The sequence below is a fragment of the Gordonia pseudamarae genome, from assembly GCF_025273675.1.
In the GTDB taxonomy this organism is placed as follows: Bacteria; Actinomycetota; Actinomycetes; order Mycobacteriales; family Mycobacteriaceae; genus Gordonia; species Gordonia pseudamarae.
In genome coordinates this window covers 1310613-1337148 of sequence record NZ_CP045809.1, presented here as the reverse complement: position 1 = coordinate 1337148, position 26536 = coordinate 1310613, and the positions used below count along the sequence as shown (strand labels likewise).

The 26536-nt window shown below is 67.6% G+C and carries 31 protein-coding genes, 1 tRNA gene and 3 pseudogenes; 14 read left to right on the top strand and 21 right to left on the bottom strand.

Annotation, left to right across the window (positions count from 1 at the left end):
• The first annotated feature begins 75 nt into the window (after positions 1–75).
• From rpmB to rpsR, 4 genes are read left to right on the top strand one after another with little or no spacing between them, the layout of a single operon-like run.
• A complete protein-coding gene (rpmB, locus tag GII31_RS05925) occupies positions 76–312 on the top strand; it encodes a 50S ribosomal protein L28 (protein ID WP_213247664.1) in 237 nt (78 codons plus the stop codon).
• Entirely contained in the window at positions 312–476 is a 165-nt protein-coding gene (gene rpmG / locus GII31_RS05920) for a 50S ribosomal protein L33 (RefSeq protein WP_213247662.1), read from the top strand. Before rpmB ends, rpmG begins: the two co-directional genes overlap by 1 nt.
• Positions 476–781, top strand: coding sequence for a 30S ribosomal protein S14 (rpsN, locus tag GII31_RS05915; RefSeq protein ID WP_213247660.1), 306 nt, complete (start codon positions 476–478; stop codon positions 779–781). Before rpmG ends, rpsN begins: the two co-directional genes overlap by 1 nt.
• Positions 782–810: 29 nt before the next feature.
• Complete coding sequence (gene rpsR / locus GII31_RS05910) at positions 811–1077, top strand: 30S ribosomal protein S18 (protein WP_213247658.1); 267 nt, start codon at positions 811–813, stop codon at positions 1075–1077.
• 2 nt (positions 1078–1079) lie between these two features.
• Here rpsR and GII31_RS05905 read toward each other — a convergent pair whose 3' ends face one another.
• From GII31_RS05905 to GII31_RS05875, 7 genes and pseudogenes are all read right to left on the bottom strand, one after another.
• A complete protein-coding gene (locus tag GII31_RS05905; RefSeq protein WP_213247656.1) occupies positions 1080–2879 on the bottom strand; it encodes a cation:proton antiporter in 1800 nt (599 codons plus the stop codon).
• Between the two features lie 58 nt (positions 2880–2937).
• A complete protein-coding gene (locus GII31_RS05900; protein ID WP_213247649.1) occupies positions 2938–4461 on the bottom strand; it encodes a DEAD/DEAH box helicase in 1524 nt (507 codons plus the stop codon).
• 253 nt (positions 4462–4714) lie between these two features.
• Positions 4715–5185 carry a hypothetical protein gene (locus GII31_RS05895; protein WP_246222122.1) on the bottom strand — a complete coding sequence of 157 codons (471 nt, stop codon included), beginning with the start codon at positions 5183–5185 and terminating at the stop codon, positions 4715–4717.
• A 486-nt stretch (positions 5186–5671) separates the two neighbouring features.
• Positions 5672–6379: an aldehyde dehydrogenase family protein gene (locus GII31_RS05890; RefSeq protein ID WP_246222121.1), complete on the bottom strand. Its 708-nt coding sequence runs from the start codon at positions 6377–6379 to the stop codon at positions 5672–5674.
• 136 nt (positions 6380–6515) lie between these two features.
• A pseudogene (locus GII31_RS05885) lies at positions 6516–6898 on the bottom strand (IS3-like element ISAar44 family transposase); the annotation flags it as partial.
• Positions 6898–7800, bottom strand: a pseudogene (locus GII31_RS05880) (IS21 family transposase); the annotation flags it as partial. The pseudogenes GII31_RS05880 and GII31_RS05885, both read right to left, overlap by 1 nt.
• Before the next feature lie 142 nt (positions 7801–7942).
• Positions 7943–9238, bottom strand: a complete 1296-nt coding sequence (locus GII31_RS05875) for a family 1 glycosylhydrolase (RefSeq protein WP_213249920.1) — start codon at positions 9236–9238, stop codon at positions 7943–7945.
• Positions 9239–9347: 109 nt separating this feature from the next.
• Between GII31_RS05875 and GII31_RS05870 the strand changes: the two genes are divergently transcribed.
• Positions 9348–9420: transfer RNA gene (locus tag GII31_RS05870), tRNA-Ala, on the top strand.
• 11 nt (positions 9421–9431) lie between these two features.
• Here the strand turns inward: GII31_RS05870 and GII31_RS05865 are convergent.
• From GII31_RS05865 to GII31_RS05850, 4 genes are read right to left on the bottom strand one after another with little or no spacing between them, the layout of a single operon-like run.
• On the bottom strand, positions 9432–10214 hold the full coding sequence (locus GII31_RS05865) for a hypothetical protein (RefSeq protein ID WP_213247647.1): 783 nt from the start codon (positions 10212–10214) through the stop codon (positions 9432–9434).
• Complete coding sequence (locus GII31_RS05860) at positions 10211–10609, bottom strand: macro domain-containing protein (protein WP_213247645.1); 399 nt, start codon at positions 10607–10609, stop codon at positions 10211–10213. The genes GII31_RS05865 and GII31_RS05860 overlap by 4 nt, the downstream gene beginning before the upstream one ends.
• Positions 10552–11010: a macro domain-containing protein gene (locus GII31_RS05855; protein WP_213247643.1), complete on the bottom strand. Its 459-nt coding sequence runs from the start codon at positions 11008–11010 to the stop codon at positions 10552–10554. The genes GII31_RS05860 and GII31_RS05855 overlap by 58 nt, the downstream gene beginning before the upstream one ends.
• A complete protein-coding gene (locus tag GII31_RS05850; protein WP_213247641.1) occupies positions 11007–11372 on the bottom strand; it encodes a winged helix-turn-helix transcriptional regulator in 366 nt (121 codons plus the stop codon). Before GII31_RS05850 ends, GII31_RS05855 begins: the two co-directional genes overlap by 4 nt.
• 127 nt (positions 11373–11499) lie before the next feature.
• Here GII31_RS05850 and GII31_RS05845 point away from each other — a divergent pair, with 127 nt between their 5' ends.
• On the top strand, positions 11500–12258 hold the full coding sequence (locus GII31_RS05845; RefSeq protein WP_213247639.1) for a nuclear transport factor 2 family protein: 759 nt from the start codon (positions 11500–11502) through the stop codon (positions 12256–12258).
• A gap of 111 nt (positions 12259–12369) precedes the next feature.
• On the opposite strand, the gene GII31_RS05840 is transcribed toward GII31_RS05845, so the two are convergent.
• From GII31_RS05840 to GII31_RS05810, 7 genes and pseudogenes are all read right to left on the bottom strand, one after another.
• Positions 12370–12669, bottom strand: coding sequence for an SDR family oxidoreductase (locus GII31_RS05840; protein ID WP_213247632.1), 300 nt, complete (start codon positions 12667–12669; stop codon positions 12370–12372).
• Between the two features lie 34 nt (positions 12670–12703).
• Positions 12704–13276, bottom strand: coding sequence for a cyclophilin-like fold protein (locus GII31_RS05835; protein WP_213247630.1), 573 nt, complete (start codon positions 13274–13276; stop codon positions 12704–12706).
• Positions 13273–13620 (bottom strand): cyclophilin-like fold protein, encoded by a 348-nt coding sequence (locus GII31_RS05830; RefSeq protein WP_213247628.1) that lies wholly within the window; start codon positions 13618–13620, stop codon positions 13273–13275. The genes GII31_RS05835 and GII31_RS05830 overlap by 4 nt, the downstream gene beginning before the upstream one ends.
• 91 nt (positions 13621–13711) lie before the next feature.
• Positions 13712–14923, bottom strand: coding sequence for an MFS transporter (locus GII31_RS05825; RefSeq protein WP_213247626.1), 1212 nt, complete (start codon positions 14921–14923; stop codon positions 13712–13714).
• Positions 14924–14979: 56 nt separating this feature from the next.
• Positions 14980–15465: pseudogene (locus GII31_RS05820) on the bottom strand (zinc-binding dehydrogenase); the annotation flags it as partial.
• Positions 15464–15802: a carboxymuconolactone decarboxylase family protein gene (locus tag GII31_RS05815; protein WP_213247624.1), complete on the bottom strand. Its 339-nt coding sequence runs from the start codon at positions 15800–15802 to the stop codon at positions 15464–15466. The pseudogene GII31_RS05820 and the gene GII31_RS05815, both read right to left, overlap by 2 nt.
• 147 nt (positions 15803–15949) lie before the next feature.
• The gene (locus GII31_RS05810; protein ID WP_213247622.1) at positions 15950–16534 is read right to left on the bottom strand and encodes an MmyB family transcriptional regulator; all 585 of its coding nucleotides are present in this window, start codon (positions 16532–16534) and stop codon (positions 15950–15952) included.
• Positions 16535–16669: 135 nt separating this feature from the next.
• Here GII31_RS05810 and GII31_RS05805 point away from each other — a divergent pair, with 135 nt between their 5' ends.
• The 7 genes from GII31_RS05805 to GII31_RS05775 all read left to right on the top strand — a co-directional run bounded on the left by GII31_RS05805 (position 16670) and on the right by GII31_RS05775 (position 21570).
• Entirely contained in the window at positions 16670–17224 is a 555-nt protein-coding gene (locus tag GII31_RS05805; RefSeq protein WP_213247620.1) for a (R)-mandelonitrile lyase, read from the top strand.
• A gap of 15 nt (positions 17225–17239) precedes the next feature.
• Complete coding sequence (locus tag GII31_RS05800) at positions 17240–18040, top strand: carboxymuconolactone decarboxylase family protein (protein ID WP_213247618.1); 801 nt, start codon at positions 17240–17242, stop codon at positions 18038–18040.
• A 46-nt stretch (positions 18041–18086) separates the two neighbouring features.
• Entirely contained in the window at positions 18087–18755 is a 669-nt protein-coding gene (locus GII31_RS05795) for an NAD(P)H-binding protein (protein WP_213247616.1), read from the top strand.
• Between the two features lie 15 nt (positions 18756–18770).
• Entirely contained in the window at positions 18771–19760 is a 990-nt protein-coding gene (locus tag GII31_RS05790) for a quinone oxidoreductase family protein (RefSeq protein WP_260840329.1), read from the top strand.
• A 143-nt stretch (positions 19761–19903) separates the two neighbouring features.
• Positions 19904–20239 carry an aldo/keto reductase gene (locus GII31_RS05785; RefSeq protein WP_213247612.1) on the top strand — a complete coding sequence of 112 codons (336 nt, stop codon included), beginning with the start codon at positions 19904–19906 and terminating at the stop codon, positions 20237–20239.
• 34 nt (positions 20240–20273) lie between these two features.
• Entirely contained in the window at positions 20274–20702 is a 429-nt protein-coding gene (locus GII31_RS05780; RefSeq protein ID WP_213247610.1) for a cupin domain-containing protein, read from the top strand.
• Positions 20703–20712: 10 nt separating this feature from the next.
• The gene (locus tag GII31_RS05775) at positions 20713–21570 is read left to right on the top strand and encodes an aldo/keto reductase (protein ID WP_213247609.1); all 858 of its coding nucleotides are present in this window, start codon (positions 20713–20715) and stop codon (positions 21568–21570) included.
• Positions 21571–21957: 387 nt separating this feature from the next.
• Here GII31_RS05775 and GII31_RS05770 read toward each other — a convergent pair whose 3' ends face one another.
• On the bottom strand, positions 21958–22839 hold the full coding sequence (locus GII31_RS05770; protein ID WP_213247607.1) for a helix-turn-helix transcriptional regulator: 882 nt from the start codon (positions 22837–22839) through the stop codon (positions 21958–21960).
• Positions 22840–23332: 493 nt separating this feature from the next.
• Here GII31_RS05770 and GII31_RS05765 point away from each other — a divergent pair, with 493 nt between their 5' ends.
• The gene (locus GII31_RS05765; RefSeq protein ID WP_213247605.1) at positions 23333–24109 is read left to right on the top strand and encodes a YggS family pyridoxal phosphate-dependent enzyme; all 777 of its coding nucleotides are present in this window, start codon (positions 23333–23335) and stop codon (positions 24107–24109) included.
• Positions 24110–24124: 15 nt separating this feature from the next.
• Here the strand turns inward: GII31_RS05765 and GII31_RS05760 are convergent, their stop codons facing one another.
• Positions 24125–24919 carry a class I SAM-dependent methyltransferase gene (locus GII31_RS05760; protein WP_213247603.1) on the bottom strand — a complete coding sequence of 265 codons (795 nt, stop codon included), beginning with the start codon at positions 24917–24919 and terminating at the stop codon, positions 24125–24127.
• Positions 24920–24967: 48 nt separating this feature from the next.
• Positions 24968–26458: an FHA domain-containing protein gene (locus GII31_RS05755; protein ID WP_260840328.1), complete on the bottom strand. Its 1491-nt coding sequence runs from the start codon at positions 26456–26458 to the stop codon at positions 24968–24970.
• Between the last annotated feature and the right edge of the window lie 78 nt (positions 26459–26536).

Genomic DNA, 26536 nt, shown 5'->3' with positions numbered 1-26536 from the left:
TTGCACCGTGAACACGCTACCGTGCGTTCAGCACTAATGCCAATCATTACCAATAGCCCTGTTCAAGGAGGTCCCATGTCGGCGCACTGCCAAGTCACCGGACGCAGTCCCGGTTTCGGCAAACAGGTGTCACACTCGCACAAGAGAACCCCCCGCCGCTGGAACCCCAACATCCAACGGCGCCGCTACTACGTGCCCGGCGAGGATCGGTACGTGACGCTGCGGGTATCGGCGAAGGGCATCAAGACAATCGACCGCGACGGCATCGAAGCGGTGGTCGCGCGAATCCGGGCCAACGGAGAGAAACTCTGATGGCCGGCAACGACATCCGCCCCATCGTCAAACTCCGGTCCACCGCCGGCACCGGCTACACCTACGTGACGCGCAAGAACCGCCGCAACGATCCCGACCGGATCGTGCTGCGCAAGTACGACCCCGTCGTCCGGCGGCACGTCGAATTCAGAGAGGACCGCTGATGGCGAAGAAGTCCAAGATCATCCGCAACGAGCAACGACGCGAGACGGTGTCGCGATACGCCGCCCGCCGCGCCGAGCTCAAACGCGTCATCGCCGACCCCGCAGCCGGTCAGGACCAGAAAAATCTTGCCCGGCAACAGCTTCAGCGGATGCCTCGAGATGCAAGCCCCACCCGGTTGCGTAATCGCGACGCCGTCGACGGCAGGCCCCGCGGCTACCTGCGCAAAGCCGGACTGTCCCGGATTCGCTTTCGTGAAATGGCCCACCGCGGTGAACTACCGGGAATCACCAAATCCAGTTGGTGACAACTACTCTCGCTCAAAGGAACTCAATCATGGGTAAATCTCACCCCCACCGACGTCCCGAACAACCGACCCGCAAAGCGGCCAACAGGCTTGCCGCGCTGAGTAAGTCGACCGGAACCACACCCGCCATCGACTACAAGGATGTGGCGCTGCTACGCCAGTTCCTGTCCGACCGGGGCAAGATCCGCAGCCGCCGGGTCACCGGCCTCACCCCGCAGCAGCAACGTCAGGTGGCCACCGCGATCCGCAATGCCCGCGACATGGCGTTGTTGCCCTTCGCCTCCCACGGAAAGTGATCTCATTCTGCGGCGCGCATGTCCAGGCTGATCTCCTCGGCGTCGAGCTGGGCCAGTTCACGGGTCAGCAATCCCGAACTGTAGACGCCTGATTCGCGGTGGCGCAGCAGGATCTCGCGCTGCGCGGCGATGATGGCGCGGCGGATTCGGGTGTATTCGGCACCGATCTGCGCCGGCGACGGCATGGTGTCGTCGGCCTCGTCGTCGGCCTGCTTCTGCTCGTCGGCACGCTGGGTCCACTGCACCACGCGAGCGCGCAGAGCCGGCGAATCGTGCACCGAGGGCGATTCGGCGATCACCCGGCTCGCCGCGACTCCCATCTCGCGGCGCAGCCGGGCACGGCCCGCCGCACGATTCTGCGACATGTCCGGTAGCTTGAGCCGCTTGATCAGCAGAGGGAGCGTTCCACCCTGTACGAGCAACGACAACGCCGCCACCACGAAGGCGATCAGCACCAGCATCGGACGTGACTCGGTGTCGGCGGGCAGCGTCTGCGCCGCGGCCAGAGTGACCACACCGCGCATTCCCGCCCAGATGATGATCGTGCCCTCCGCCCTGCCCATCGGGGCGGCCAGCACGTAGTCGATGTCGGCAAGCCGCCGGGTGAGCCGCGAGTCGTACAACGCGGCGGTGTCGACGGACACCCCGCTCAGGTCGGCGTCGCCGAGGTCATCCAGGCGCCTGCGCCGCAGCAATCGCCGCATCCCCGGCCTGCGCCTGCCGGCGCGCTCGGCCGGGTCGAACTCCAGCCGACGAGCGTGCACCGCCTCGCTGGCGTCGGCGAGGAACTCACGCTGATCGGACCGCCGGCCCGCCTTGTAGCCGAGCCACCACACCAGCGGCACCACATAGATCGCCCGGATAGCCGTGACCACCACCAGCGCCGCCACCCCGATCCCCAGTGCGGCGAGCACACCGCTGTGGTCGCGCTGTGCGTCGCGGACCAGGCCGTACAACTCCAGCCCCATGATCAGGAAGACACCGCCCTCGAGAATCAGCTCGATGGTCCGCCAGTTCTGCCGGTCGGAAAAACGGTGCTGCGGGGTCAGGTATTTGACGGCGCCGGTACCGGTGACCAGCCCCGCCGTGACGGCCGCGACCAGGCCGGAGGCGCCCAGTTCCTCGGCGGGCAGGTAGGCCAGGAACGGCACGGTGAACGATATGGCGGTATTCACGGTCGCGTTGCGCACCAGGGCGCCCACCCGCAGGTTGACCGCACCGACGATCGCACCGATGACCACCGCCGCGAGGACCGCGTACAGGAAGTTGACCGCGACCCCGGCGAACGAGATCGACGAGGCGGTGGCCGCGACCGCCGCACGCAGCAACACCAGCGCGCTGGCGTCGTTGAGCATGCTCTCGCCCTCGAGGACCGCGATCACCCGGCTCGGCGCCCCCACCCGTTTGGCGATGGAGGTGGCCACCGCGTCGGTGGGGCTGACGATCGCGCCGAGCGCGATGCCGGTGGCGATGCCGAGGTCGGGAATCAGCCAGGTGAAGAAGAAGCCGAGACCGACGGCGCTGACCAGCACCAGCAGAAACGACAGTGCGCTGATCGTGCCGAGTTCACGGCGGAAATCCATCGCAGGCATCGACACCGCCGCCGAGTACAGCAACGGCGGCAGCACCCCGACGAGAATCCATTCGGGGTCGAGTTCGATCTCGGGAATGAACGGAAGGATCCCCACGATCGCACCGGTCACCACGAGGATCAGCGGGGGTGAGATCCGGATTCGGGGACCGATCTCCTGCGCGAGCGCGACGGCGAGGACCCCTACGACAACGACGAGAATCTTCTCCATCGCACCATCATCTCAGGGGTCCGCGCGGTCCGAGGGTCACCCGGACACGCCGCCGACGTCAGGCGTTGCGGGCGGTTCCGGAGCGCGAGGCGCCCGATCGCGGGGCTCCGCCGCGGGCACTACCGCCACGCGAGCCGGTGCCGCGAGCACTGCCGCCCCGGGCCGAGGTTCCCCTGTGTGCGGTGCCCCGGGTGTTGCCGCCACGGGCACTACCGCCCCGGGCGTCACCGCCGCGACGCGACTCGGCGCCCTCGGCACTGCGCTGGCCGCCGGTGCGTGAGGCTCCCGAGGTGCCCCGGCCCGAACCGCTGCGGCCGGCCGAACCACGTCCGCCGCCGCGGGCGGGACGCGACTGCGAGGGCCGCGAACCGGCCTGGGCCGGTTGCACCGGTTGCGGTTTCACGCGAGGAGCGCGCTCGCCGACCAGTTCGTCGACGGCGGCGCTACGGGCGTCGGCCGGTTGCGGGCTCACCGAGATCTTGGCCTTGCGCAGCAACTGCGCCACGTCCCGACGCTGCTCGGGCAGGCACACCGTCACCACGTCGCCGGAGCTGCCCGCGCGGGCGGTACGGCCCGAACGATGAAGGTAGGCCTTGTGTTCGGCGGGCGGATCGACGTGTACGACGAGTTCGATACCGTCCACGTGCACACCGCGGGCGGCGACGTCGGTGGCCACCAGTACCCGGACGCTGCCGTCGGCGAACGCCGACAGATTCCGGTCACGTTGCGGCTGCGACAGATTGCCGTGCAGGTCGACGGCGGGGATGCCGTCGGAGGTCAGCTTCTTCGCCCACTTCCGGGCCTGGTGCTTGGTGCGGGTGAACAGGATCCTGCGGCCGCTGCCCGAGGCCAGTTCGGCGACGAGGTCGTTCTTGCGGTCGGGAGCCACCTCGAACACGTGGTGGGTCATGGCCGGCACCGGCGAGGATGCCTCATCCACCGAATGCAGGGTGGGCGAATGCAGGAACTTGCGGGCCAGCACGTCGACACCGTTGTCCAGAGTCGCCGAGAACAGCAGCCGCTGGCCGTCGGCCGGGGTGGCCTTCATGATGCGGGTGACGCCGGGCAGGAAGCCGAGGTCGGCCATGTGGTCGGCCTCATCGAGAACGGTGATCTGTACCTTGTCGAGCCGGACGATACCCTGCCCCATCAGGTCTTCGAGGCGGCCGGGGCAGGCGACGACGATGTCGACCCCACGCCGGAAGGCCTCCACCTGGCGGCCTTGCTTGACACCACCGAAAACGGTGGTGACCACGAGGTCCGCGGTCTGCGCCAGGGGGTTGAGCGCGGCGGCGATCTGAGTGGCCAGCTCTCGGGTGGGCGCCAGGATCAGGCCGGTGGGGGCGCCGGAGGTGCGGCGGATGCGGCCGTCGGCCTTGGCCTGCGCCAGCCGCGCGACGACGGGAATGGAGAAGGCCAGGGTCTTGCCCGAGCCGGTCTTGCCACGGCCGAGGACGTCGCCACCGGCGAGGGTGTCCGCCAGGGTGGCCGCCTGGATCTCAAATGCTTCTGTTTTTCCTTCTGCGGCAAGTGCTTTCACAATGTTTGCGGGCACGCCGAGGGATTCGAATGTTACGGTCATCGATTATTGGCTTTCACGATCTGGACATGCCTGCGACGCCCGGGGGCGGAGGATGTCAATGGGCGAACACGCGGGCTTGCGAGCTCGTTCGCCGTACGAAAGTCTGGTGGCGGGTCACCGACCCGCAACGAAGCGTTCTACGACGCGTTGCCGCACCGAGGTGCGGTCACTCCCCTGAAGACTACCCGTCGGTAACAGTTGTTGCCACCCGACGCGATGGTGACATCGCCCACTGCCGCACGAACAGCCCAGCTCAGGACACTTCGGTGACCATCACCGCGACGGTACCCGGTTCGCGCGCCTCGAAGATGTGTTCGACATCTCCGGGGCAGGAGACGAAGTCCCCGGCGCGCAGTGTGTTCCTGTTCTGTGCGGCACGTTCGTAGACGGCAAGATCAACAACCGACCCGACACGATCAGTATCAGAGTTGTTGTGAGAGTTGTTGGTACGAAATTTGTTTGCTTCCTCTTGGGTGGCTTCGCCGGGCGGGATGCGTTCCTGGCGGCAGTACGGGCGCCCACCGGTGGCGGCCTGGCCTTTGACCAACGTTTCCAGTGCGAGGACATTCCCGTGATCACCGACCTGGACGTCGGCCCCGCGTGGGGCGAGGACGTGTCGGGCGATCACGATGCCCGATGCGGTCGCGATGTCGATGTGGTCGCCGCCGAGGGCTTCGGTGACGGTGACCTCACCCATGGCCAGCTCGGGTGGTACCGAGTCCACCTCGCCCGGGACAGGTCTGGCTCCGGATCACTGCCCACGCGACGCACCATCCGTATTCGAACTGGGTCGGTTTCGGGACGATGCCGCGGTCGCTGGCCGTCTCGTCGCATGCACACCGCGGGGTGCAGTCTTTTGTGGCGACGCAATCGCCGATCCGCTCACCGGTCTCGAAGCCGCGCTCCTGGTCGCCGAATCCCTCCGCGACGGTGGCGGTGCCCTCATCGATGTCACTCTCTCTCGAGTCGCGGCGAAATACGCTCGTTCGGCGTCGACGCGCTTGCTCGATGCCGCACCGTCTGCCCTGATCAGCCACATCCCGTCGTCGAGATGTGACGCCCCCGAGCTCGGGGCAGACAATTCAGTCGTCGACTCCCTGGTATCACGTCAGCATCAGCACGAGTGCGGCCACTGACGTCAGACCAACGGATACATGGGTGTGCCGGCGGTAGATCGGGCGGGGCACGGATCGACCGCCGGCACCAGGGTTCAGGCGATGCTGACACCCTTGGTTCGTAGGAATTCCTCGATGCCGGCGAACCCGCCCTCCTTGCCCGTTCCGCTGAGCCCGAAACCACCGAAGGGACGGACCGGGTTCAGGTTGGCGGCGCCGTTCACCAGTACCTCTCCCGTCACCATCTCCTCTGCCACCCGGAGCGCACGCTTCACATTGGACGTCTGGATATAGCCGGAAAGCCCATATCTCGTCGCATTGGCGATCTCGATTGCCTCTTCCTCGGTGCCGAAACGCGTGATCGCGAGAACCGGACCGAAAACCTCGTTCTGAGCGAGCTCGGAATAGGGATCGATATCAGCAAAGACTGTGGGCTCGATGAAGTACCCGCCCGCCAGGTCCCCGTCCAACTGCAACGCTTTGCCACCGGTGACCAACCACGCCCCGGATTCCTTCGCCCGCTCGATCATTCCAAGGATGCGATCGAACGCGGCGCGGTTCACCACCGGGCCGGACATGTTCGCGGGACCGAACGGATCCCCCACGGTGATCTGCTGTGCCACCGCCGCGACCCGGGCAACAACCTCATCGTAAACAGTGTCCTGCACGAGCATTCGGGTCGGGAAGGCGCAACCCTGGCCCGACACGACCCCGATGGGGATCATCGTTCCCACCGTGCATGCGGTGTCCAGGTCGGCGTCATCGAAGATGATGTTGGCCGATTTGCCGCCGAGTTCGAGCACCGCGGGCTTCCGGAACTTGTCAAGGTGATTGAGTCCAACGGGTGTTACGCGGCGGCCTGATCCGCCGCGGGTTCGGTGCCGTCGATGGCAGCGGGTTTGTTGATCCAGGCTTCGGTGGGCAGGTCCAGGATCTTCGGGCCGCGACGGGTTTGCTGGTCATCGACGTTCCCCGGTCCGCGTGGACCACGTTCTCCACGGCGAGCAGACCGGGCTCGCGGGCCTGGACGTGGACGCCAACGATGTAGCGGAAATAGATGTCGACCATCACGCAGTCGTCGAAGTAGACGCCCTTGGTCGGGCCGGCGAGTTTGGAGATGTCCCACGTGTAGACCTGCCGCGGGGCTTCGGCGACTAACTCGGGGCGGTCCTTCGTCGGATGTCGAGCCTGTCGCCGACGGTCGGTGACCTGCAGGTTCTCCCGCAGGATCCGGTACATCGTCGACACCGAACACAGGTAGGTGTCCTCGTCGAGGAGTTGGGCGTAGACCCCGAGCGCGGGGCCTGGTCGACGAACCGGTCGCAGTCGGAGCGCTCAGCGGCTCGCGTGCAGCCACGGTGGCCACGTTCGCCCGGCCTTCTTTCGTTCGGCGCATCCGCACATCGGAACGGGTGCGGCAGAACGTGTCGCAGCTGGCTTGCGCCTCGGTCACACTCATATCATCCGGTAGGGTGCGCCACCACCGTTGCGCGGCAGTGTGGTTGGCCTTCTCCACCAAACCTTTACGATTCCCGCGCCGTGGTGGGCACACGGCCACCGACACCCCGTAATGCTTGGCCACGCCCGCGAACTCGGCAGTCAACGCCCCGGTCGCCGGGTGACACACCGTGGCCATCCGATCGAACCGCCACTTCTTGGTGACACCACCGAGTCGGCGGGTGATGCGGTCAAGGCCGGCGATCACCTGCGGGCGAGTCATATCCGGCGCCAGATAGCCGCGCCAACGACCCGAATGCGCTAGCGACCCGAAAAGGAGATACGCCGCCGGGCCCCAATTCCATCCGGCCGGCGGGTTCGGCAGTTCAACCCAATCCCATTGCGTCTCTTCACCCGGCGGGTGCTCAATGACCGCGTTCGCACGTTCGGTCACCTGCGCGCACTCCTCGCACCGCGGACGCAGCCCGCGCTGCCGGATCTGGCGGGTCAACCTCTGGTACGACTGCGTGTAGCCCAGATCCTCGAGTTCGTCGCACAACGTGCGCGACCACAAATGCGGATCCTCGTCCAACCGCGCCCGGACATAGGCCAGGAACGGATCGAACAGATCGACCGCCGGCTTCTTGCGCTCACCCGGAGTGCGTTCCCCGTTGAGATAGGCCCGGATCGTTTTCCTGTCGTGCCCGGTATAGCGGGCGATCGCCGAGATCGTCCACCCCCGTTTATGCAAAGCATGTACTTCCACATCGTTCTCCCGTGTCAACATGAAAGCGGGCCTCCCGTGTGCTGGTGAGTTCTGGCCATCACGTTCGCTGACCGGATGCCAGCAGCCGAAGACCGCTGACCGAGCACCACCTCATCCACACCGGACAGTCGGCGTTTGCGTTTGCCGTTCACCCCCCGGCGGCTCAGCGCACCACCGCCGGGTACCGGCAGCTGTCGGGCACCGACACCAGCGAACACGCCACCGGCAGGCGGGTGGGGCGATATCCGGTCGGCACACCCCCCTGCCGGGTGATCTGCCGGTAACCGGCGACGGCATCGGTCGGCGTGCGTGTCAGTGACCGATCATGGTGCACATCAACCGAATACAATCCGAATCGCGGACCGTAGTCGCCCCACTCGTAGTTGTCGGTGATGCTCCAATAGTTGAACGAGATCACTGTGACGCCGTCCTGCCGGGCGCGCTGCACCCAGTAGACGGTGTCCCACAGGTGGTCGCCGCGCCGGTACCCGTCGGGCCGAACACCGTTGGGGGCACCGGCCATTCCGGCCTCGATGATGCGGATCGGCACGCCCGGATATCGCCCGGCCAGATGCCGGAGCACGTAGTAGATGCTTTCCGGTGCCTGCGACGCCTTCCACAGTTCACCCGTCGCCGCCAGCGCCACGCTCAGATCGGTGACCGAGAGCGAGTAGTAGTTGTCGACGCCGATGAAGTCCATGCTGTCCCGAAGACGTTCCGGGAACAGACCTTCCAGCCAGGGTCCGAGCCCGGGTACCGGAAAGTAAGCCATGTTCGTCGACACCTCGGCGCCCGGTTGCACGGCATGGATGTGGCGATAGAGCCTGCGGTGGGCGTCGATGATGCCATCGACCATCCGCGTCGCGTTCTCGGGCCGCACCCCGCCGTACATGAGTTCACGCCGAACGTATTCGGTCGGTTCGTTGAACGTGATCCACAGCGGATCGGCCCAACTGTACCGGTCCGCCACGCGTGTACCGAAGGCCACCATGTCATCTGCCATGCCCGTCCGGTTCCAGCCGCCGCGGTCGACCTCCCAGCCGGGATGGACCCAGTGATTGAGGGTGATCATCGGCCGCATCCCGGCGTCGACGACCGCCCGGATCACCCGGTCGTAGAACGCCCAGCCGACATCGTCGAACCGTCCCGGCCGTGGCTGCACCCGCGACCATTCGACGCTGGTGCGATAGATCCGGACACCGAGCGCCTTCGCCCGCGCGATGTCCTGCAGATACCGGTGATAGAAGTCGACACTGTTGCCCACCTTCTGCCGCACCTTGCCCTGGTCGCCGTAGCGCACCCAGTTCGAATCCCGGTTGTGGCCCTCCGACTGGAACCCGGCCTGGGCGACCCCGAATTCGAAATCCGATCCGAGCGGCGGCACCGCCGCCCCCGCCTGTGTCGGCCCGCACAGCACCCCGGCCAGCACCACCGACACCACCAGCACCCAAAGCCGCATGTTCATACGCCGGTTCTATCGCGCGCAGAGCCTCCACCTGCCCGGTTTGGAAAGACTGCCGGTGAGGCTGCTACAGTGGCACACGGTCAATCGCATCGCGCGCTTGCCCGGGGCTATGGCGCAGTTGGTAGCGCGACTCGTTCGCATCGAGTAGGTCAGGGGTTCGATTCCCCTTAGCTCCACCCAAAGTGTCTTACGGGAACACGCGACATGCGTAGGTTCGTCGTGTTCGTGTTCCGCACCCTCTCCTTCGGCAAGCCGTTCTGGTGGGATTCACGGACGATGGTGGCGAACGGCTCGGCGAGTCGCCGGGCCAGCAAGCCTCCGATGTGTCCGGTCGCTCCGGTGACGGTGAGAGCGGGAAAGGTTCATGATGAGGCTTCTGACGGGTGTGTGAGTTGGTCGATGGCCTATGTACCAGGATCCGGCGTACACGTTGAGGAACACTTCTCCGCCGCAGTTCGGGCATACCGGGATCGCTGTTGGGTCGACTTTTCCGGTCATCGGATCGTAGTGGTCGAGTGCTTTGCGAATGATCGGCTCGGACGGCCAGACCTCCCTCGTGCGGGGGGGTGAGGCACTGGTAGAGACCGTAGTCGCCTTGCGGGGTGTAGATGCGTTCAGAGTCGAAGCCGTTACGTGAGAAGAGCTGGTCGACGTTCGAGGTCATCACGAAATAGCCGCGGTCGTCAATAATGCCGCGCAGCCGCTGGTATAGCGGTGATGGTTCAGGGTTGAAGCGGATGTCTTCGGTGTGCACGGCCCAGAAACCCCAGAGGTATTCGGGTGGCAGGTCGCGGCCGATCATCTCGTAGCGTGCGCGAAAGCCCGCCCGGTGCAGTGCCGGGAACAGTTCGGCGAAGCGTTCACGATCGGTGTAATCGAACCCGGCAGCAGCCGACAGACCAGCGCCGGCGGTGATGAGTACCCGGTCGGCAGCCGTGATCCATTCGGCAGCGTCACGAAGGTCATTCACGTGAGTACCTCTCGGATGGCGTCGAGATATACGGCTTCATCGGCCGGGGTGAAGGCGGTGACGAGCGGCTCGACACGGCTGTCGGGGTGTTCGGTGAGCCAGTCGCGGATCGTGCGGATCGCGACACGCGCGCCGGAATCTTTGGGGTATCCGAACACGCCGGTGGAGATCGCGCAGAACCCGACCGTGCGGATTCCGCTGTGCTCGTCGGCTGCGTCGAGGATCGAGCGATAGCAGGATGTAAGTGCTGCCTCGTCGTCGGCGGTGGGTTGGCGGGTCGGCACCATCGGGCCGACGGTGTGGATCACGAACGCCGCGGGCAGGTGATACCCGGCAGTCAGGGTGGCGGTGCCGGTTGGCTCGGGGTGCCCTGGCGGCGCATGTGCTCGGCGCATTCTGCTCGCAGACCCGGACCCGCGGAGGCGTGGATCACGTTGTCGATGCAGAGGTGGCCGGGAATGAAGCATCCCAGCATCTGGCTGTTCGCGGCATTGACGATGGCATCCGCGCGCAACACGGTCAGGTCACCGCGCCACAGGCGCATACGCTCGGCAACCGCCCCGAATGCTGCCCCTTGTGCGGCGAGTGTCGGGAGTTCCTCGGCCGCGATGGAACCGCGCGCCTCGGCTTCTTCTGACAGCAGCGCGTCGAGCAGTGCGCTGACTTCTTCCGGGATCTGGCCAGGCCCTCGCAGTGTCAGCAGTGCGGCGAGAAGGCGGCGGTCATTCAAGGCGGCAGGTGGGATGATCTGACCGCGTTCGCCCGCGAAGTACTCGATCAGCGGTGCGATGTTCATGGTGCCTCGTCGTAGGCGTCGCGGGCTTCGATGATCGCTGCCATGTGGTCTATTGCCCAGTCTTCAAGTGCTTTCAGTGGTGCCCGCAACGATTGCCCGGCCTCGGTGAGTTCGTAATCAACACGCGGCGGGATCTGCGGCGTCATCGTTCTCAGTACGAGACCGTCACGTTCGAGACCACGCAGCGTCTGGGTGAGCATCTTTTGTGATACCCCGTCGATGCGCTTACGCAGCTCGCTGTAGCGCAGCGGACCAGCGGCCAGTGCGCCGACGACGAGCACCGTCCAACGATCCCCGATGCGATCGAGCATCCGCCTGGTCGGGCAGTTCCGGTCGTACGGATCCCATTCCGGCTCGGCCATGCGGCACCTTCCTGACTGTAAGGCACCTGCAAGTGCCTACTTCCCAATGGATTGTGACTCTCCTACAGTAACTCATGTTCGGCGATCCGGACAAAGAAGCGTTCACGTTGTCCAGAAAGGTCACACCATGTCATCCGTCAAAGAAGCCGTTGTCGCAGCCACCACCCGCCTGTTCGTAGAGCAGGACACCACGGTCGTCGCAGAAGCGTTCGGCCCCACGTATGTGCAGCACTCCGCGATCGCTGCGGACGGCATCGAGGGTCTGAACGGTCTCGCGAACAACCTCCCCGAAGGTTTCAGCTACGCTCTTTCGCGGGTAGTCGCCGACGACAGCCTCGTCGTCCTCCATGGTGTCTACACCGGTTTTGGCCCGGACCCTCTGGTCAGCTTCGATGTATTCCGCGCCGATAACGGCCGCATTGTCGAGCACTGGGACGCCCTCACGCCGCAGGTCACCGAGACGGTGAGCGGCCACAGCCAGACCGACGGCACCACCGAGGTGCGCGAGCTTGATCAGACCGACGCGAACAAGAAGCTCGTCGCCGAGTTCGCCGAGAAGGTTCTCATCGGCCAGGACTACAGCGTGCTCACCGACTACATCTCGACCGAGACCTACATCCAGCACAACCCGGAAGCAGGCGACGGCCTCGACGGGTTCGGCGCTGCGGTCGGCCGTTGGGCAGAGGGCGGCAAGAACCTCGTCTACAAGCAGGTCCACCAGGTCGTCGCCGAAGGTAACTTCGTGTTCACCCGCGCCGAAGGCGAGTTCGGTGTCCCCGTCGTCTACAGCGACCTCTGGCGCGTCGAAAACGGCAAGATCGTCGAGCACTGGGACGTCGTGGTCCCGATCCCCGCAGAAATTCCTCACACCAACGGACTCTTCTAAGCGCTGGTAGCGTCCCGCGTCTGGATCGGACGCGGGACAATCTGTCGCTGCTGCTTCACAAGTGCTGACGAAAGTGCTGAGCAACCTGTAGCTCGGCGTATCGCGGTGGAGCTATCCGAACGCCGTCCGCTCGGTCTGTTCGCATAGCGTCCACTTCTTCGTCCGTGAGGCGTGATCTCTTCCGGTTTCCCGAGACGGGAGCGGTATGCCGGTAGCAGCGGCGCGCCTCCTCGTCTCGTCGGCAGAGTCAACAGAGCGCAACACATGATCCCGGCGTTGTCGAACCTCGTCACCGTCGTCGCAGGTGATCGTGAGGGCGCTCTGCCCCTTCGCGGTGGCCTCGCCGATGCTGGCGCTGCCGCCGGTGACGAATGTGGTCTTGCCGATGAAGTCATAGGTGAGGTCGGTCATGGTGCTTCTCTTCGATGTCGGGGAGGTCCGTGGCTCAGTCCACGGTCTCGACGGTGGTCTGCTTTCCTTCGAACTCGGCCAGCTCGGACTCGGTTGCGTCGTAGCTGCCGAGGTGGAGGACCTGGTCGGAGTGGCCCATGTTGGTGGCGTCGTAGAAGAAGCCGATGTTGCCCCAGGGCGTGTAATAGATGAGGTCGCCGTCCTCGGGGTCGGATCCGGGGGTGCCGTCCCAGTCGAGCTCGCGGGGGAGGTAGGCGATCTTCTCGCTGACGTCGAAGTCCTCGAGCTCGAGGGTCATCGGCAGCAGGGAGAGGAAGTCGCGGGTGGCCGGGGTGTCCTCTTCAATGGTGACGTCGACGGAGGCGTCGCCGGCGGTGAAGCGGACCACTGTGCCGACGACGCCCTGTTCGCTCTCGCGGTCCTGCGACGAGCTCGGGGCCGGGCCGGCGCCGGTCGCGGCCGGGCTCGACGCCCCGTTGGTGGCGTCCTGGTCGTCCGCGGGTCCGCTGCAGCCGGCGACCGCCAGCACGAGCACGGCCGAGGCCGCGGCGATCGCGGACGATCGGATCCGGTTGGGCCGCGGGCGTCCGGTGAGCTCGAGCCTCATCGGGTTGGCTCCGCGGCCTCGATGGTCACCGTCGGTGCCCCGTCGCCTCGCGTGAGGGCGTCGAGGGGGCCGTCGATGCGGCCGAGGATCATGAGTCCGGCCGAGCGGGGGAAGTCGCGATAGAAGATGGCGAGGTTGCCCCAAGGGGCGTAGTAGGCGATGTCTCCGGCGCTGGCTGCGGCGGCGGCGGGCGAGCCGTCGGTGCTCAGCCGTCCGGGAAGGTCGGCGATCTTCTCGGTGGAGTGGAAGTCGGACAGCGCCAGCGTCAGGGGCAGCATGGCCGCGATGTCGTCGAGCGTCGCGCTCAAGGCCGTGCCGCCGGTGGTAGTGATGCGGATGTCCATGGATTCAATCCTCTTGTCGTGGTCGTGGTCGTGGTCGTGGTCGTGGTCGTGGGCGGTCAGGTGAGTTCGTGCTGGGGGTCGCGGCCTGTGTTTAGCCCCGGTCTGAGGCGAGGAGGACGACGATGGCGGCGAGGACGGCCAGTCCTGCGTAGCCGAGCGAGATCGTCTGCAAAGTCATCCCGGCGGCGGTGAGCCGTCCGGAGATGAGGCTGGGCAGGGCGGCTCCACCGTAGGAGAAGAGGTAGACGGTGGACATGAGCCCGGCCCTGTCTGCGGCGCTGGTGCGGGACAGCAGTGCGCGCATGGAGCCGGTGAACGCCGCCCCTTGGGCCGCTCCGGCGACGATGCCGCACAGGATCACGACGGCGATGGTCCCGGTGCGCAGCCCGATGACGACGCCGACCACGGCCAGCGCGAAGACGACGATGCCCAGTCGTTGCGCGGCCGCCGGGCTGAGGCGTCCGGCGAGCGGGCCGCCGAGGGCGTAGGGGGCCATGAAGGAGGCGAACACGATCCCGGCCACGAGGGTGTTGGTGGTGCCCAGGCTCTGCGCGGAGATGGTGGGGCTGAAGGCTTGGTAGAAGCCGCCGAGCGCCCAGGTGCCGACGAATACGGCGATCGCCGCGGGCAGTAGCGGCCGGATCGTGTGGGGCAGGTGCACGTGAGGCCGCAGCGATCGCAGCCCGCCTTCGCGGCGGGCCGTCGGGTCGGGACTGAGCAGCAGGAGCGCGGCGCACACGGCGAGCAGGACGGTCACGGCGATGTAGGGGGTCTGCTCGGGCGCGGGCCCGTACTCGGCCAGCGCCCCGGCACCGACGGCGCCGATCGTCAGGCCGATCAGCGGGGAGCCCGCGACGACGGTCGCGCTGAGCCATCTCGGCTTCTCGGGGGCGAGGTCGACGATGTACGCGGCGATCGCCGAAGAGCCCAGCCCGCAGGCCAGCCCCTGCAGGGCGCGGCCGGCCATGAGCACGCCGAGGCCGGTGACGTCGAGCAGCGCCAGGGATCCGGCGGCGGCGAGGACGACGGCCCCGAGCGCGACGGCCCTGCGCCCGATGTGATCGGAGAGCCGTCCGAGGACGACGAGGGCGAGCATGACGGCGACGAAGTAGGTCACAGCGGCGATCGACAGGTCGCCGGTGGTCAGGCCGTCGGCGGAGCGGTAGCGCTCGTAGAGCGGGATCGGCGCGCCGGAGGCCGCGAAGACGACCACCAGCGACGCCGCGGCGGCGGCGAACCCGAGCCGCCTGCGCGGCAGGGGCCGCCCGGGGGCGTCGGGTGCGCTGGTGGTCGGCTCGCTCATCTCGTGGTCTTTCTCGTCGGTCGTGGTCGTCTCGTCGGTGGTGACGCGGTCGCGTCTCAGGGGCGCAGGAGCGCCTTGGTGGCGCGCCGCTCGTCCATGGCCCGGTAGGCCTCGGCGGCCTCGTCCAGGGGCAGGTCGAGGTCGAACACGCGCCCCGGGTCGATCCGGAGGTCCCAGATCCGCTCGACGAGGTCTGGCAGGAATGCGCGGACGGGGGCGGGGCCGCCGGTGAGCTGCTTGATCCTCGCGATGCCGGCGTCACCGCGCTCTTCGACGATGTCGGTCGCGCCGAACTCGCGCGCCGGCGCCTGCCGGTCGGCGTGGCGGGACACGGCGATCACGCGGTCCGCGCCGAGCTGGCCGGCCGCGAGCACGGCCGGGAGCCCGACCGCGCCGTCGCCGACCACGACGACGGTCTTGCCGAGGCCCGCCTCGGCGGCGGACGCCCCGAACCATCCGGTGCCGAGCACGTCGGAGGCGGCCGGCAGGGACGGCACCAGGTCCGGATCGGGCTCGCCGGGGTGCTCGGGGTAGGTCTGGTCAGTCGTCGTTCTCGATGATGTTCTTCAGCACGGTGGTCGCGCCCATACCATTGGGCCAGCCGGCGTAGAACGCGAGCTGGAGCAGGGCTTCCTTGAGCTCGTCGTCGGTAACGCCGTTCTGCCGGGCGTAGGCGAGGTGGAACTGCAGCTGGTCCATCTTCCCCAGCGCGGTGAGCGCGGAGATCGTCACGAGGCTGCGGTCGCGCTTGGACAGGCCTTCGCGCTCCCAGACCTCGTCGAAGAGGACCTTGTCGGTGTAGTGGACCATGCCGGGGGCGAAGTCGCCGAAGGCGTTCTTTCCGCCGGTCCAGCCGGTGCTCTGCTGCTCGTCGCTCATGATCGCTCCATCTCTCGTGGCCGGTTCTTCGTGCTTCTTCCATGCAACCCGTGACGTGGTGTGGGTGCCAGGCCCGGTCGTGAGGGGGTACTGCCAGGGATAGGCTCGTCGGTGCTTGCCGTTCCTGAGTCCTGGCGTTGTGTGTTTTCAGTCTCGGTCGGGGGATTCCAGGGCCCAGCTGGCCAGGATTGCCAGCCGTTCGGCCGAGGTCGTGGTCGGCTCGGCGGTGGCGATCCGCAGCGTCAGCGCCCGGTCCACCGTTGGGGTGAGGTCCTCGCGGGTCAGTTCCAGTCGTCCGACGACGGGGTGATCGATGACCACCCGGGGCGGGCGGCAGCCACGGTGTCTCTTGGCCGACCAACGGGACCGGAACGGTCCGCTGTTCGTCGACAACTGCCCGATGAGCCGATGCAGCGCCCGGTCGTGCGGGTCGCGCGCTGCGGCGGTCCGTAACCGGTGCACGTGTTCGTCGGCGACCTGGTCCCAGTCGGGGTAGAACGCGGTCGAGGAGTCCTCGTCCAGGAACAGGAACCGGGCCAGGTTCGGCCGGGTGTCTACCAGGGCGGGTGTCAGGAGGGCGCGGCCGAGCCCGTTGACCGCGACGACGTCCAGCCGGTCGGTGAGCACGGCCGCAGGGGCGTCGGTGACCGCATCGAGGGCGGCCCGGAGTCCGGAGCGCAGCTTCACGGGCCGTGCCCCGTCGGTGCGACTGCTGGTCCGCTGGGTACTCATGGCCTCGAGTCAAGGCCGATCCCGGGACGTGTGCCAGTCCCTGCCAGTACCCCCGCACAGCAGGGTCTGCCACGAGCGCCGGGCTTCTGGTGACCTGGATGGACCACTGCATACAACCCCTGATTGGGAGCCATCATGACGACAACCATCCGCAGGACCCTCGCCGGCCTGGCAGCCGCGACCCTGGCCGGCGCGCTGCTGCTCACCGGCTGCTCGCCCCAGGACGAGTCCGACGCCGCGCCGGAGACGACCAAGACCACCGCTTCACCCGCGGCCGATGGGCCTGGCATCGTCGTGTCCTCCATTGAGGAGCGCGAGGCCACCGCCGGCGACCCGGAGACCTTCACCGGGGACGTGGAGATCCAGCCCCTGTATGACCCGAACGACGCCTCGACCGGCGGTGCCGGCCAGGTCACGTTCCAGCCCGGGGCGCGCACCGCCTGGCACGCCCACCCCGCCGGCCAGCGTCTGATCGTCACCGACGGCACCGGCTGGATCCAGGCGGAGGGCGAGGACCGCATCACTGTTTCCGAGGGCGACGTCGTGTGGTTCGCACCCGGCATCAAGCACTGGCACGGGGCCACCGACGGCGAGGCGATGACCCACATCGCCGTCCAGGACACCATCGACGGGAACAACGCCGAATGGATGGAACACGTGACCGACGAGCAGTACCTCGACCAGGCATGACCAGGAGGAGAATCGATGACGCACCGACACCCCCACCGCCCCGGACGCCTCGCGCTCTCGGCTGCCGCCCTGGCCGCCGGTGCTGCTCTGCTGGCCGGATGCACCGGCCAGCCCGCGGAGGACGCCGGCCCGACTTCCCGCACCGACCACATCGGATCCGTCGCTCCGGCACTGGAGCAGTACGACGCCGAGCAGGTGCAAGCCTTGTGGAACGACGAGAGCCTCTCTGCCCGCGACCGCGGACTGGTCACCATCGCCGTGCACGTAGCCGGCGGGAACACCGACGACCTCGGGTTCTACGTCGACAAGGCCCTCGACGACGGCGCGACTCCCGCCGAGGTGTCCGAGACCATCACCCACCTCGGCTTCTACGCCGGCTGGCCCAACGCCATGGCCGCGGTCGACCCGGTCGCCGCCGTGTACGAGGAGCGCGGCATCGACGCCTCCGAGCTGCCCGAGACCGACCCCGAGCTGCTCGACCAAGAGCCCGCCGCCGAGTCCGCCCGGGAGACCGCCGTGCAGGACCAGCACGGCGACACCTCGCAGCGCCTCGTCGACGCCACCGACGAGACTGTCTTCGACGACCTGTGGCTGCGGCCCGGACTCGAGCCGCGCGACCGCAGCCTCGTCACAATCGTCGCCCTGGTGACGACCGGCCAGGCCGACCAGATCCCGTACCACCTGGGCCGGGCCATGGACAACGGGTTGACCGCTGAGGAAATCGACCCGCTCATGGAGCACCTGGCCTACTTCACCGGCTGGCCCAAGGTGTTCACCGCTATGCCCGTCGTCACCGAGACACTCGAATCCCGATGACCCGCCCGGCATCCGCGAGACCCGTACCCGAAGGAAGGGAAGCATCATGTCGCGCATCGTCGTGATCGGAGCCGCCGGCGGGGTCGGCACCCGCCTCGTCGGCGAGCTGATCGCCCGCGGCGACGACGTCACCGCCGTTCACCGCCGTCCCGAGCAGGCCGGGCAGCTTCGCACCCTCGGGGCGGAGCCTGTGCTGCTCGACGTTGCCGACGAGGTCCGCTCCGGATCGCTGGACGGCTTCGTGCAGATTCTGCCAGGCGCGGACGCGGTCGTCTACGCCGCCGGGGCCAGTAGCGCGCCGATTGACGTTGCCCGGCTCGTGGACGGTGACGGGGTCGCTGTCGCGGCCCGAGCGGCCGAGGCCGCCGGTGTCGACCGTTTCCTGCTGATCTCGGCGTTCCCCGACGCCTGGCGCGGCAAGGGCATGCCGGCCGCGTTCGAGGAGTACATGGGCATCAAGAAGGCCGCCGACGTCGCCCTCGTGGCCACCGGCCTCGACTGGGTCATTGTCCGCCCCGGCACCCTCACGAACAGGTCACGGACCGGGCGCGTCGCGCTGGGCCCGGCGATCGCCTACGGCGACGTGTCCCGGGCCGACGTCGCCGCCGTCCTGGCCGAACTCGTCCACCGGACCGAGGTGTCCCGGCAGGTCCTGGAATTGACCGAGGGCACCGCCTTGATCACCGACGCGGTCGACGCCGTCGCCCGCCTGTAGGAAGGAATGACGTCGATGACCGACACCATGCGCGCGCTGATCGCCGGACGGGGACCCGACTGGGTCCTCGACGAGGTCCCGGTCCCCGAGCCCGGTCCCGGGCAGGTCCTCATCCGAAACCGTGCGGCGGCGGTCAACAACGCCGACCTGCCCATGCTCGCCGAGGCCGACCCCACCGCGGGCGGGCACGGGGAGGAGTTCGTCGCCGGGTTCGAGTACGCCGGCGAGATCGCCGCCGTCGGCGACGACGCCGGCGACTGGAGGGCCGGGAACCCGGTCATGGGGTCGATCCCGGCCTCCTTCGCCGAATACGTCGTCGCCGACCACCGGTTCGTCATGCCCCGACCCGCTTCGCTCGTGCCCGAGATCGCGGCGGCCCTGCCGACGGGGCTGCTGACCGAGCACGGGGCGCTCACGGTCGCCGGGTTCGAGGCCGGCCGGAGCGTGCTGATCACCGGGGCGTCGACCGGCATCGGCCTCATCGGCGTCCAGGTCGCGAAAGCCCTCGGTGCTTCTCAGGTGATCGGCACGACTCGCAGCCCGGGCAAGCGGGAGCTGCTGGCCTCGGTCGGAGTGGACGAGGTCATCGTGACAAACGAGCAGGACCTGGCTGAGGCGGTCCTGGCCGCCACCGGCGGCGAAGGCGTCGACGTCGTCCTCGACCACGTCGCCGGGCAGGTCTTCGCCGAGACCCTGCTCGCCACCGCTCACGACGGGCACGTCGTCAACATCGGCCGGCTCGCCGGGGCGGCGTCGACGATTGATATCGATGCCCTGTCCTACCGGCACCTGAACGTCCATGGCGTCTCCTTCGGCTTCACCCGTGACTGGGAGACCGCAGGCATCATCGCCGGCCTCCTGCCCGAGGTGATCCCCGCCGTCGAGCGGGGACAGATCCGCCCGGTCATCGACAGCGGCCTGCCGCTGAGCCGCCCCGACGAGATCGCGGACCGCCTACGCTCGGGCCTGGTGACCGGGAAAGTCGTCGTCGCCATCGACGACTGATCCCGACCGCCGCCGGGGAGCCTGGGCCAGGGGTGGTACCAGCAGGGTCTGCCACCGGCCCGGGTACCGGCCTAGCGTGGAATCACAAGCGATGAACAGACGCACAGGCGATGAACAGACGCGAGGAGAGAACGAGCAGAGCCATGGAGTACGCGCATCTGAGCCGGTCCGGCCTACAGGTCTCGAGGATCGCGCTGGGCGCCATGAACTTCGGCGACGCCGCCGGCAAGGACGAGGCCTTCGAGGTCCTGGACCGAGCCTTCGACCTCAGCATCAACCACATCGACACCGCCGATGTCTACGGCGGTCCGCAGACACCGGACATGATCCAGGGCTTCGGCACCTCCGAGGAGATCATCGGCGAATGGCTCCAGCACACCGGCAGGCGTGACGAGATCGTGCTGGACGCCGAGACGCTGACTGAGTTGGACCGGATCCGGCCCGGTCCCGGCGTCGCCCCGCAGTCCTACGCCTGGTGACCATCCAGGCGCGATCGAACAGAAGGAGAATGGAATGAGTGAGAACGGATTCGACCAGATCTTCCCGACCGGGGAGCCCAACGACGCGTTCGCGCAGTACTTCATCGGACAGAGCTACCTCGCCCCGCTGACCGATGGCAGCGTGCCGGTGTCGAATGTGTCGTTCGAGCCGGGATGCCGCAACAATTGGCACATCCACCACGGTGAAAACGGCGGCGGCGATCAGATCCTTCTGTGCACCGCAGGCTCCGGTTGGTACCAGGCCGAAGGCGAGGACCCGGTCAGCATGGTCCCGGGCACCGCGATCCGCGTGCCGGCCGGAACCAAGCACTGGCACGGAGCGAAGGCCGACGCGTGGTTCTCCCACCTGGCCTTCATCACGCCCGGCGAGGGCGTGAGGAACGAATGGCTCGAGCCGGTCACCGACGAGGTCTACGGCCAGCTGCCCAACAACGGAAAGTGAACTGACAATCATGAGCATTCTGAACGAGACCTACACCCTGACCGGCGGCGTCGAGATCCCCAAGCTGGGGCTGGGCACCTGGTTCATCGACGACGACCAAGCCGCCGACGCCGTCCGCGCAGCGGTCGAGATCGGCTACCGCAACATCGACACCGCCCAGGCCTACGGCAACGAGCGAGGTGTCGGCGAAGGCGTGCGCACCTCCGGCGTCGCCCGTGAGGCCCTCTTCGTCTCCACGAAGCTCGCCGCGGAGATCAAGGACTACGACAGTGCGGTCGCCGCGATCGACGAGTCGTTGGCCACGATGGACCTGGACTACGTCGACCTGTTCCTCATCCATGCTCCGCAGCCCTGGGCGGACTTCCGCGGCGGGGACTACGCAGATGGGAACCGACAGGCCTGGAAGGCCCTCGAAGAGGCGCACCAGGCGGGCAAGGTCCGCGCGATCGGCGTGTCGAACTTCCTGCAGTCCGATCTCGACAGCCTGCTGGAGACCGCGACCGTTACGCCGCACGTCAACCAGTTGCTCGTCCACGCCGGCAACACCCCGACCGAGCTGCTGGACTACTGCGAGTCCAAGGGCATCCGCGTCGAGGCCTACTCACCCATCGCCCACGGCGAGATCCTCGACAACGCCGACGTCAACGCGATGGCCGAGAAGTACGCCGTCACCGTGCCACAGCTGTGCATCCGCTACACCATCCAGCTGGGCACCGTGTCTCTGCCGAAGACGGCGAATCCCGACCACATGCGCTCTAACGCCCAGGTCGACTTCACCATCTCCGACGACGACATGGCTGCGCTGCAGAACCTGCACGACCAGGACTACGGCGAGGCCGGCGCCTTCCCCGTCTACAGCGGCAAGTGACACCAACAAAGACGCGAACACTTCTCAACGGAGGAGAGGCACGCAGATGCGCGCACTACTGGAAGACAAGACAGCGATCGTCACGGGGGCGAGCAAGGGGATCGGCCTCGCCATCGCCGAGCTATTCGCCGAGGTGGGTGCCAACGATTCCGCCGCACCGGCCGCTCATCCCTACGAGCGGCCCCTTCAGAGGGATCCCGCCTCTGCCTCGCAACGCGGCATTCGATACGACACCCCATACATGAAACATGAAAGGAGCCACTCAATGACCACCTGGACCCGGCGGAGTCGAACCGTACGCCGTCGACCGCCCCGGCGCCGAGGAGCTCTGGCGGCTCTCAGCTGCGATCACCGCCACCGATCTGCCCGGGTAGCGAACAGGAGGGACTACTCCGCAGTGGACGCCCTCGCGGCTATCCGAGCGCCGTCGGTGCCGTGGACCTGCTCGGCCAGCCGCCGCATCCGTGCCTCCGACGGCGTGTTCGGATCGGCGCTGTAGGCGGTGAGCGTCAGCCCGTGCTGGGCGGGCATCTCCAGGGCGTCAATGCTCAGGTGCAGGTCGCCGACGAGGGGGTGGCGGAAGTCCTTGTAGCCGTTCTGGTGCAGTCGCACGTCGTGCTTGGCCCAGAGCGTGCGGAAGTCCTCCGACCTCGTGTTCAGCTCGCCCACCAGTTCGGTCAGCCCGTCATCGGAGGGGTCTCGGCCGGCCTCGGTGTGCAGCAGCGCGACGGCGATGTCGGCGGCCTTCTGCCAGTCCGGGTAGAGCCGGTGCGCACCCTCGTCGAGGAAGCAGAACCGGGCCAGGTTCACCGGTCGCGCGGAGTGCACGAACGCCTCCGAGTAGAGCATTTGGCCCAGCGCGTTGATCGCCAGCACGTCGAGGCGGCCGTTGCGGATGAACGCCGGCACCCCGGTCATGCCGTCCAGCAGCCGCTGCAGGCTCGCCGAGACCTGGCCGCGCTTCTTCCGCGCGGTCTTCGGCGCGGGTCCGGCGGCCCGGCTGAGGTCGAACAGGTGCTCGCGCTCGGCGTCGTCGAGCTGCAGTGCCCGGACGAGGGCGTCGAGGACGCCGTCGGAGACCCCGGCGAGCCCGCCGCGCTCCAGGCGCGTGTAGTACTCGACGCTGACCCCGGCCAGCAGCGCGACCTCCTCGCGGCGCAGCCCCGGGACCCGGCGGATGCCGCCGAAGTCCGGCAGACCGGTGTCCTCCGGGCTCAGCTTCGCCCGGCGGGTCATGAGGAACTCGCGGGTCTCAGCTCGATTGTCCATATTTTGATGGTAGATCGACTGTTTCATTGCCAGGCAGTCCCCATCAGGGTCTGGCACCGGCCCACGTGAGGGGCCACCCGGCCGTGGGCGCATCGATGCGGGCGAAGTTCAACGTGCGGACTGCTGCCGCAGTCCCTTTGTCACGACGGGCTCGAAAGCGCGCCATGACTGCGGTCGTTACCCTCACGAATGTCCACGTTCGGCCACGCACGTACCTGCAGGGTGTGACGGTCTCGATCCCGGTGATGACGACCGGGCAGGGCCACCGGTATCTACTGAACAGCGTGGTCGTAGGCGACCGGGACGCGGCGACCGCGCTGACGCGCTACTACGGGCAGACCGGAACCCGCCCGGCCGCCGGCACGGGGCGGGCCTGGCCGGCCTCGTTCGACGAGATCGTCGGGCCGCATGTTCGACGGAACCGGCCGGTCCACGCGGACGGCGCAGAGGTGACCGGTTCCGGCAGGATCAGGACGGGCGCTAACGTTGGCCCATGGCCGATTCCGTCCCCGCACCGCACCCGTACGCGAATACCACCGCCGAGTTCGCAGCGAATCTCGCGGCCGTGCAGGCCAACATCGAGGCGGCCGCCGCCCGTGCCGGGCGGTCCGCGCAGAACGTGCGGCTGCTGCCGGTGAGCAAGACGGTGCCCGAGGAACGGCTGCGGCAGGCGATCGCCGCCGGCTGTCACCGGCTGGGCGAGAACAAGGTCCAGGAAGCCAAACGCAAATCCGCGAACCTGGCCGATCTGGGCGTCGAGTGGGCGGTCATCGGGCACCTGCAAACCAACAAGGCCAAGGACGTGGCCTTGTTCGCGACCGAGTTCCAGGCGCTGGACAATCTGCGGGTCGCCGACGCACTCGATCGCAAGCTGACCGAATTGGGACGAACCCTCGAGGTGTTTGTGCAGGTCAACACGTCCGCCGAGGAGTCGAAGTTCGGGCTGCCACCGGCCGAGCTGGACGGCTTTCTCCACGAGTTGCCGCGGTTCGAGACCCTCAAGGTGCAGGGCCTGATGACGCTGGCGCTGTTCACCGCCGATACCGGCCGGGTGCGCACATGCTTCGGCACACTGCGCACGCTGCGGGATCGGGCACGCGAGAGTTCCCCCGAACTCATCGGGCCGGGCGAACTGTCGATGGGCATGTCCGGTGACTACGAACTGGCCATCGAGGAGGGCGCCACCTGTGTCCGGGTGGGGCAGGCGATCTTCGGCGCCCGCAACACCCCCGACAGCCGGTACTGGCCGCCCGCCGGACCCACCGACTAGCGTCGGCCGCCGAGATCAGTCGGCGAATCGCAGACGCAACAGGTGCGGGCGCACATCACGGACAAGGGGCAGATCACCGATCCGGCGCAGGATCGAGGACTTCCAGACCCCGCGACCGGGCGGCAGCGCGATGTCGCCCACCTCGGCCACACCATCGATCTCCACGAGCTTCTCCGCTTCACCGTAGGTCAACGCGTACGGCATCGGCGGGGTTTGATAGCCGTTGGCAAGAGTCAAGCCGGACAGTGTTTTTCGTGAAAACCAGTGCGGAATCGAGTCGAAGACGAGGGTGGCACCGGGAAAGCGGGCGGCCAGGAAACCGATCAGTGTGCGCGCCTCGTCCGGTTCGAGGTACATCAGCAGACCTTCTGCCGTGATGATTACCCCGGAATCTGTGTCGATGCCGTCGGCCCACGAGGTGTCCAGCGCCGAGCCGGCGATATGCTCGATGGCGTCCTCGGCCGGTAACAGCTTCTCCCGCAACGTGATCACCTCGGGCAGATCGACGCCGACCCAGCGTTTCACCGGACGGCCGAGCCGCCAGTACGTGGTCTGCAAACCCTCGGCGAGCGCGACGACGGTCCCGTCCGGGTGCGTGTCGAGAAAGTCGTTGATCTCCTTATCGACGGCGAGCGCGCGCAGCGGATGCGACTGACTGGGTGTGCCGAACCGCTCGAAATCGGTGTCGATGGCCTCGTACATCCGCACCGCGAGCGGATCGGTGAACGTCGAGTCCGGCCGGCGTGCCTCCAGCGCACGGTTGCGGAGCGTCCAGAGGGTGGTCGCGGAGACGCCGTCGAGATCAGCCATGAGGTAAGGGTACCCTCACCCATGTTTATCGGGCTACCCGGCGAACACCTAACCTGCGATCACATAGGCGGACTCGAACATCACCGTCCGGCCACCCACCCGAATCCGCGCGCCGGGCACCAGGACATGCGGACGTCCTGGTGCCAGCCGGATCTCCACCGTGCTCGGACTCGAGACGTAGGTACCGTTGGCCGAATGCAGATCCAGGATCTGCACCGTCCATTCGACCAGCCGGAACTCCACGTGCTTTCGCGACAATAACCCCGAATCATCGCGTACCTGAACAAGTTTGGGAGTCGATTGCGGGGCCGGTTGACCCGAACCGGTGAGCCTGCCCAAGATCAGTGTCTCATCGAGGATCACCTCGGTACCCTGGTCGAGGATCAGCCTGCCCAGCGCCGGCCGCTCCCCTTTCACCAGCACCCCGGGCCCCAGCGCCAGCGGCTGCCTGCACTCGGCACACCAGCGGGCATCGGGATGGTTGAGATGCCCCTGCGGACAGCGGATTCCGTAGGCCATCGGACGTGAGTGGGCCACATCGGTGACGGCGTCGAACCCGTCCGGGGCATAGCCGGTCCCCGCCGCCCCCACCGGCACGTACGGCCCGTCGAACTGGGTCGGCGCCGCACGACCCGAGCCCGGGCCGGGCGGAGTGGGTCCCGGGTGATCGGTTGCCCCAGAAGGGGACACAACAGAAGATTTCATCACGGAATTGGAGACCGGCGGCGTGGGCGCGCCCGGCCGGTGTCCAGCGGGTACCGGCGCCTCGACGTCGGGGGCGGGCGGGTCCTGCGGCGCCGGAATCGACGGTCCGGGATCGGCCCGCGCCGGTGCGAGGTCGTCGGTCGCCGGTTCGCCGTCGCCCGGTTCCCGCGGGCTTCCGGCCGCCCACGGTTCGGTCGCGGCCGGTGCCGCCGTCTCCGGCGCCACCTCCGGCCCGGGCGGCACCTCGGGCCCGGACGAGGACGCGGGCGCTTCGGCGGACGCCGGTGGGCGTTCGTGGGCCAATGGCGCGGTGACGGGCAACTCTCCGGTCACCGAGCCGGTGACCGGCTTCAACTGTTCGACCGGACCGGACCGCGCCGGTTGCGCGCGCAGCCGGCCCCGCTGTCCCGTGTCGGGAACGATCTGGGTACTGCGCAGCCCGACGGGAACATGCAACAGCGCACCCGCCGCCGGGACGACGCCGCGCACCAGATCGAACCTTTCCCGCCCGGGCTCGGCGGGCGTGATTCCGGCCAGATACAGCCCGAATCCCTCGTGCGACCACGGCAGCGCCCGGTCGAACGGCGTACCCGGACCCGGTTCGATCCGGCGCCCGTCGACCTCGGCGAACACCCGTCCGTTCAGGAAGGCGGCGATGCCGACCCGGTCGGTGGCGGCGAAGGCCATGTCGATGTCGTCGTCGGCGGTGGCCACCAGCTGGGCGATCGCCCGGACCAGATGCCGACCTCGACGGGTGACCCCGTCGGGTGTTTCGACGTCTGACTCGATGCCCGCGATCGCGGCGAGAACCGGCTCGGGTGTCCCTGCGGCCACAACACAGAAGAAAGCCGGTGTCCGGATGACAACCCCATCACCCGGAACCAGCGTCACCCTCGGATATTCAACGCCCGA

Bases quoted from the DNA above. Each gene is read 5' to 3' on its own strand.
- rpmB (WP_213247664.1), top strand. From the start codon at position 76: ATGTCGGCGCACTGCCAAGTCACCGGACGCAGTCCCGGTTTCGGCAAA.
- rpmG (WP_213247662.1), top strand. From the start codon at position 312: ATGGCCGGCAACGACATCCGCCCCATCGTCAAACTCCGGTCCACCGCC.
- rpsN (WP_213247660.1), top strand. From the start codon at position 476: ATGGCGAAGAAGTCCAAGATCATCCGCAACGAGCAACGACGCGAGACG.
- rpsR (WP_213247658.1), top strand. From the start codon at position 811: ATGGGTAAATCTCACCCCCACCGACGTCCCGAACAACCGACCCGCAAA.
- GII31_RS05905 (WP_213247656.1), bottom strand. From the start codon at position 2,879: ATGGAGAAGATTCTCGTCGTTGTCGTAGGGGTCCTCGCCGTCGCGCTC.
- GII31_RS05900 (WP_213247649.1), bottom strand. From the start codon at position 4,461: ATGACCGTAACATTCGAATCCCTCGGCGTGCCCGCAAACATTGTGAAA.
- GII31_RS05875 (WP_213249920.1), bottom strand. From the start codon at position 9,238: ATGCGGCTTTGGGTGCTGGTGGTGTCGGTGGTGCTGGCCGGGGTGCTG.
- GII31_RS05860 (WP_213247645.1), bottom strand. From the start codon at position 10,609: ATGCGCCGAGCACATGCGCCGCCAGGGCACCCCGAGCCAACCGGCACC.
- GII31_RS05855 (WP_213247643.1), bottom strand. From the start codon at position 11,010: ATGAACATCGCACCGCTGATCGAGTACTTCGCGGGCGAACGCGGTCAG.
- GII31_RS05850 (WP_213247641.1), bottom strand. From the start codon at position 11,372: ATGGCCGAGCCGGAATGGGATCCGTACGACCGGAACTGCCCGACCAGG.
- GII31_RS05845 (WP_213247639.1), top strand. From the start codon at position 11,500: ATGTCATCCGTCAAAGAAGCCGTTGTCGCAGCCACCACCCGCCTGTTC.
- GII31_RS05840 (WP_213247632.1), bottom strand. From the start codon at position 12,669: ATGACCGACCTCACCTATGACTTCATCGGCAAGACCACATTCGTCACC.
- GII31_RS05835 (WP_213247630.1), bottom strand. From the start codon at position 13,276: ATGAGGCTCGAGCTCACCGGACGCCCGCGGCCCAACCGGATCCGATCG.
- GII31_RS05830 (WP_213247628.1), bottom strand. From the start codon at position 13,620: ATGGACATCCGCATCACTACCACCGGCGGCACGGCCTTGAGCGCGACG.
- GII31_RS05825 (WP_213247626.1), bottom strand. From the start codon at position 14,923: ATGAGCGAGCCGACCACCAGCGCACCCGACGCCCCCGGGCGGCCCCTG.
- GII31_RS05815 (WP_213247624.1), bottom strand. From the start codon at position 15,802: ATGAGCGACGAGCAGCAGAGCACCGGCTGGACCGGCGGAAAGAACGCC.
- GII31_RS05810 (WP_213247622.1), bottom strand. From the start codon at position 16,534: ATGAGTACCCAGCGGACCAGCAGTCGCACCGACGGGGCACGGCCCGTG.
- GII31_RS05805 (WP_213247620.1), top strand. From the start codon at position 16,670: ATGACGACAACCATCCGCAGGACCCTCGCCGGCCTGGCAGCCGCGACC.
- GII31_RS05800 (WP_213247618.1), top strand. From the start codon at position 17,240: ATGACGCACCGACACCCCCACCGCCCCGGACGCCTCGCGCTCTCGGCT.
- GII31_RS05795 (WP_213247616.1), top strand. From the start codon at position 18,087: ATGTCGCGCATCGTCGTGATCGGAGCCGCCGGCGGGGTCGGCACCCGC.
- GII31_RS05790 (WP_260840329.1), top strand. From the start codon at position 18,771: ATGACCGACACCATGCGCGCGCTGATCGCCGGACGGGGACCCGACTGG.
- GII31_RS05785 (WP_213247612.1), top strand. From the start codon at position 19,904: ATGGAGTACGCGCATCTGAGCCGGTCCGGCCTACAGGTCTCGAGGATC.
- GII31_RS05780 (WP_213247610.1), top strand. From the start codon at position 20,274: ATGAGTGAGAACGGATTCGACCAGATCTTCCCGACCGGGGAGCCCAAC.
- GII31_RS05775 (WP_213247609.1), top strand. From the start codon at position 20,713: ATGAGCATTCTGAACGAGACCTACACCCTGACCGGCGGCGTCGAGATC.
- GII31_RS05770 (WP_213247607.1), bottom strand. From the start codon at position 22,839: ATGGACAATCGAGCTGAGACCCGCGAGTTCCTCATGACCCGCCGGGCG.
- GII31_RS05765 (WP_213247605.1), top strand. From the start codon at position 23,333: ATGGCCGATTCCGTCCCCGCACCGCACCCGTACGCGAATACCACCGCC.
- GII31_RS05760 (WP_213247603.1), bottom strand. From the start codon at position 24,919: ATGGCTGATCTCGACGGCGTCTCCGCGACCACCCTCTGGACGCTCCGC.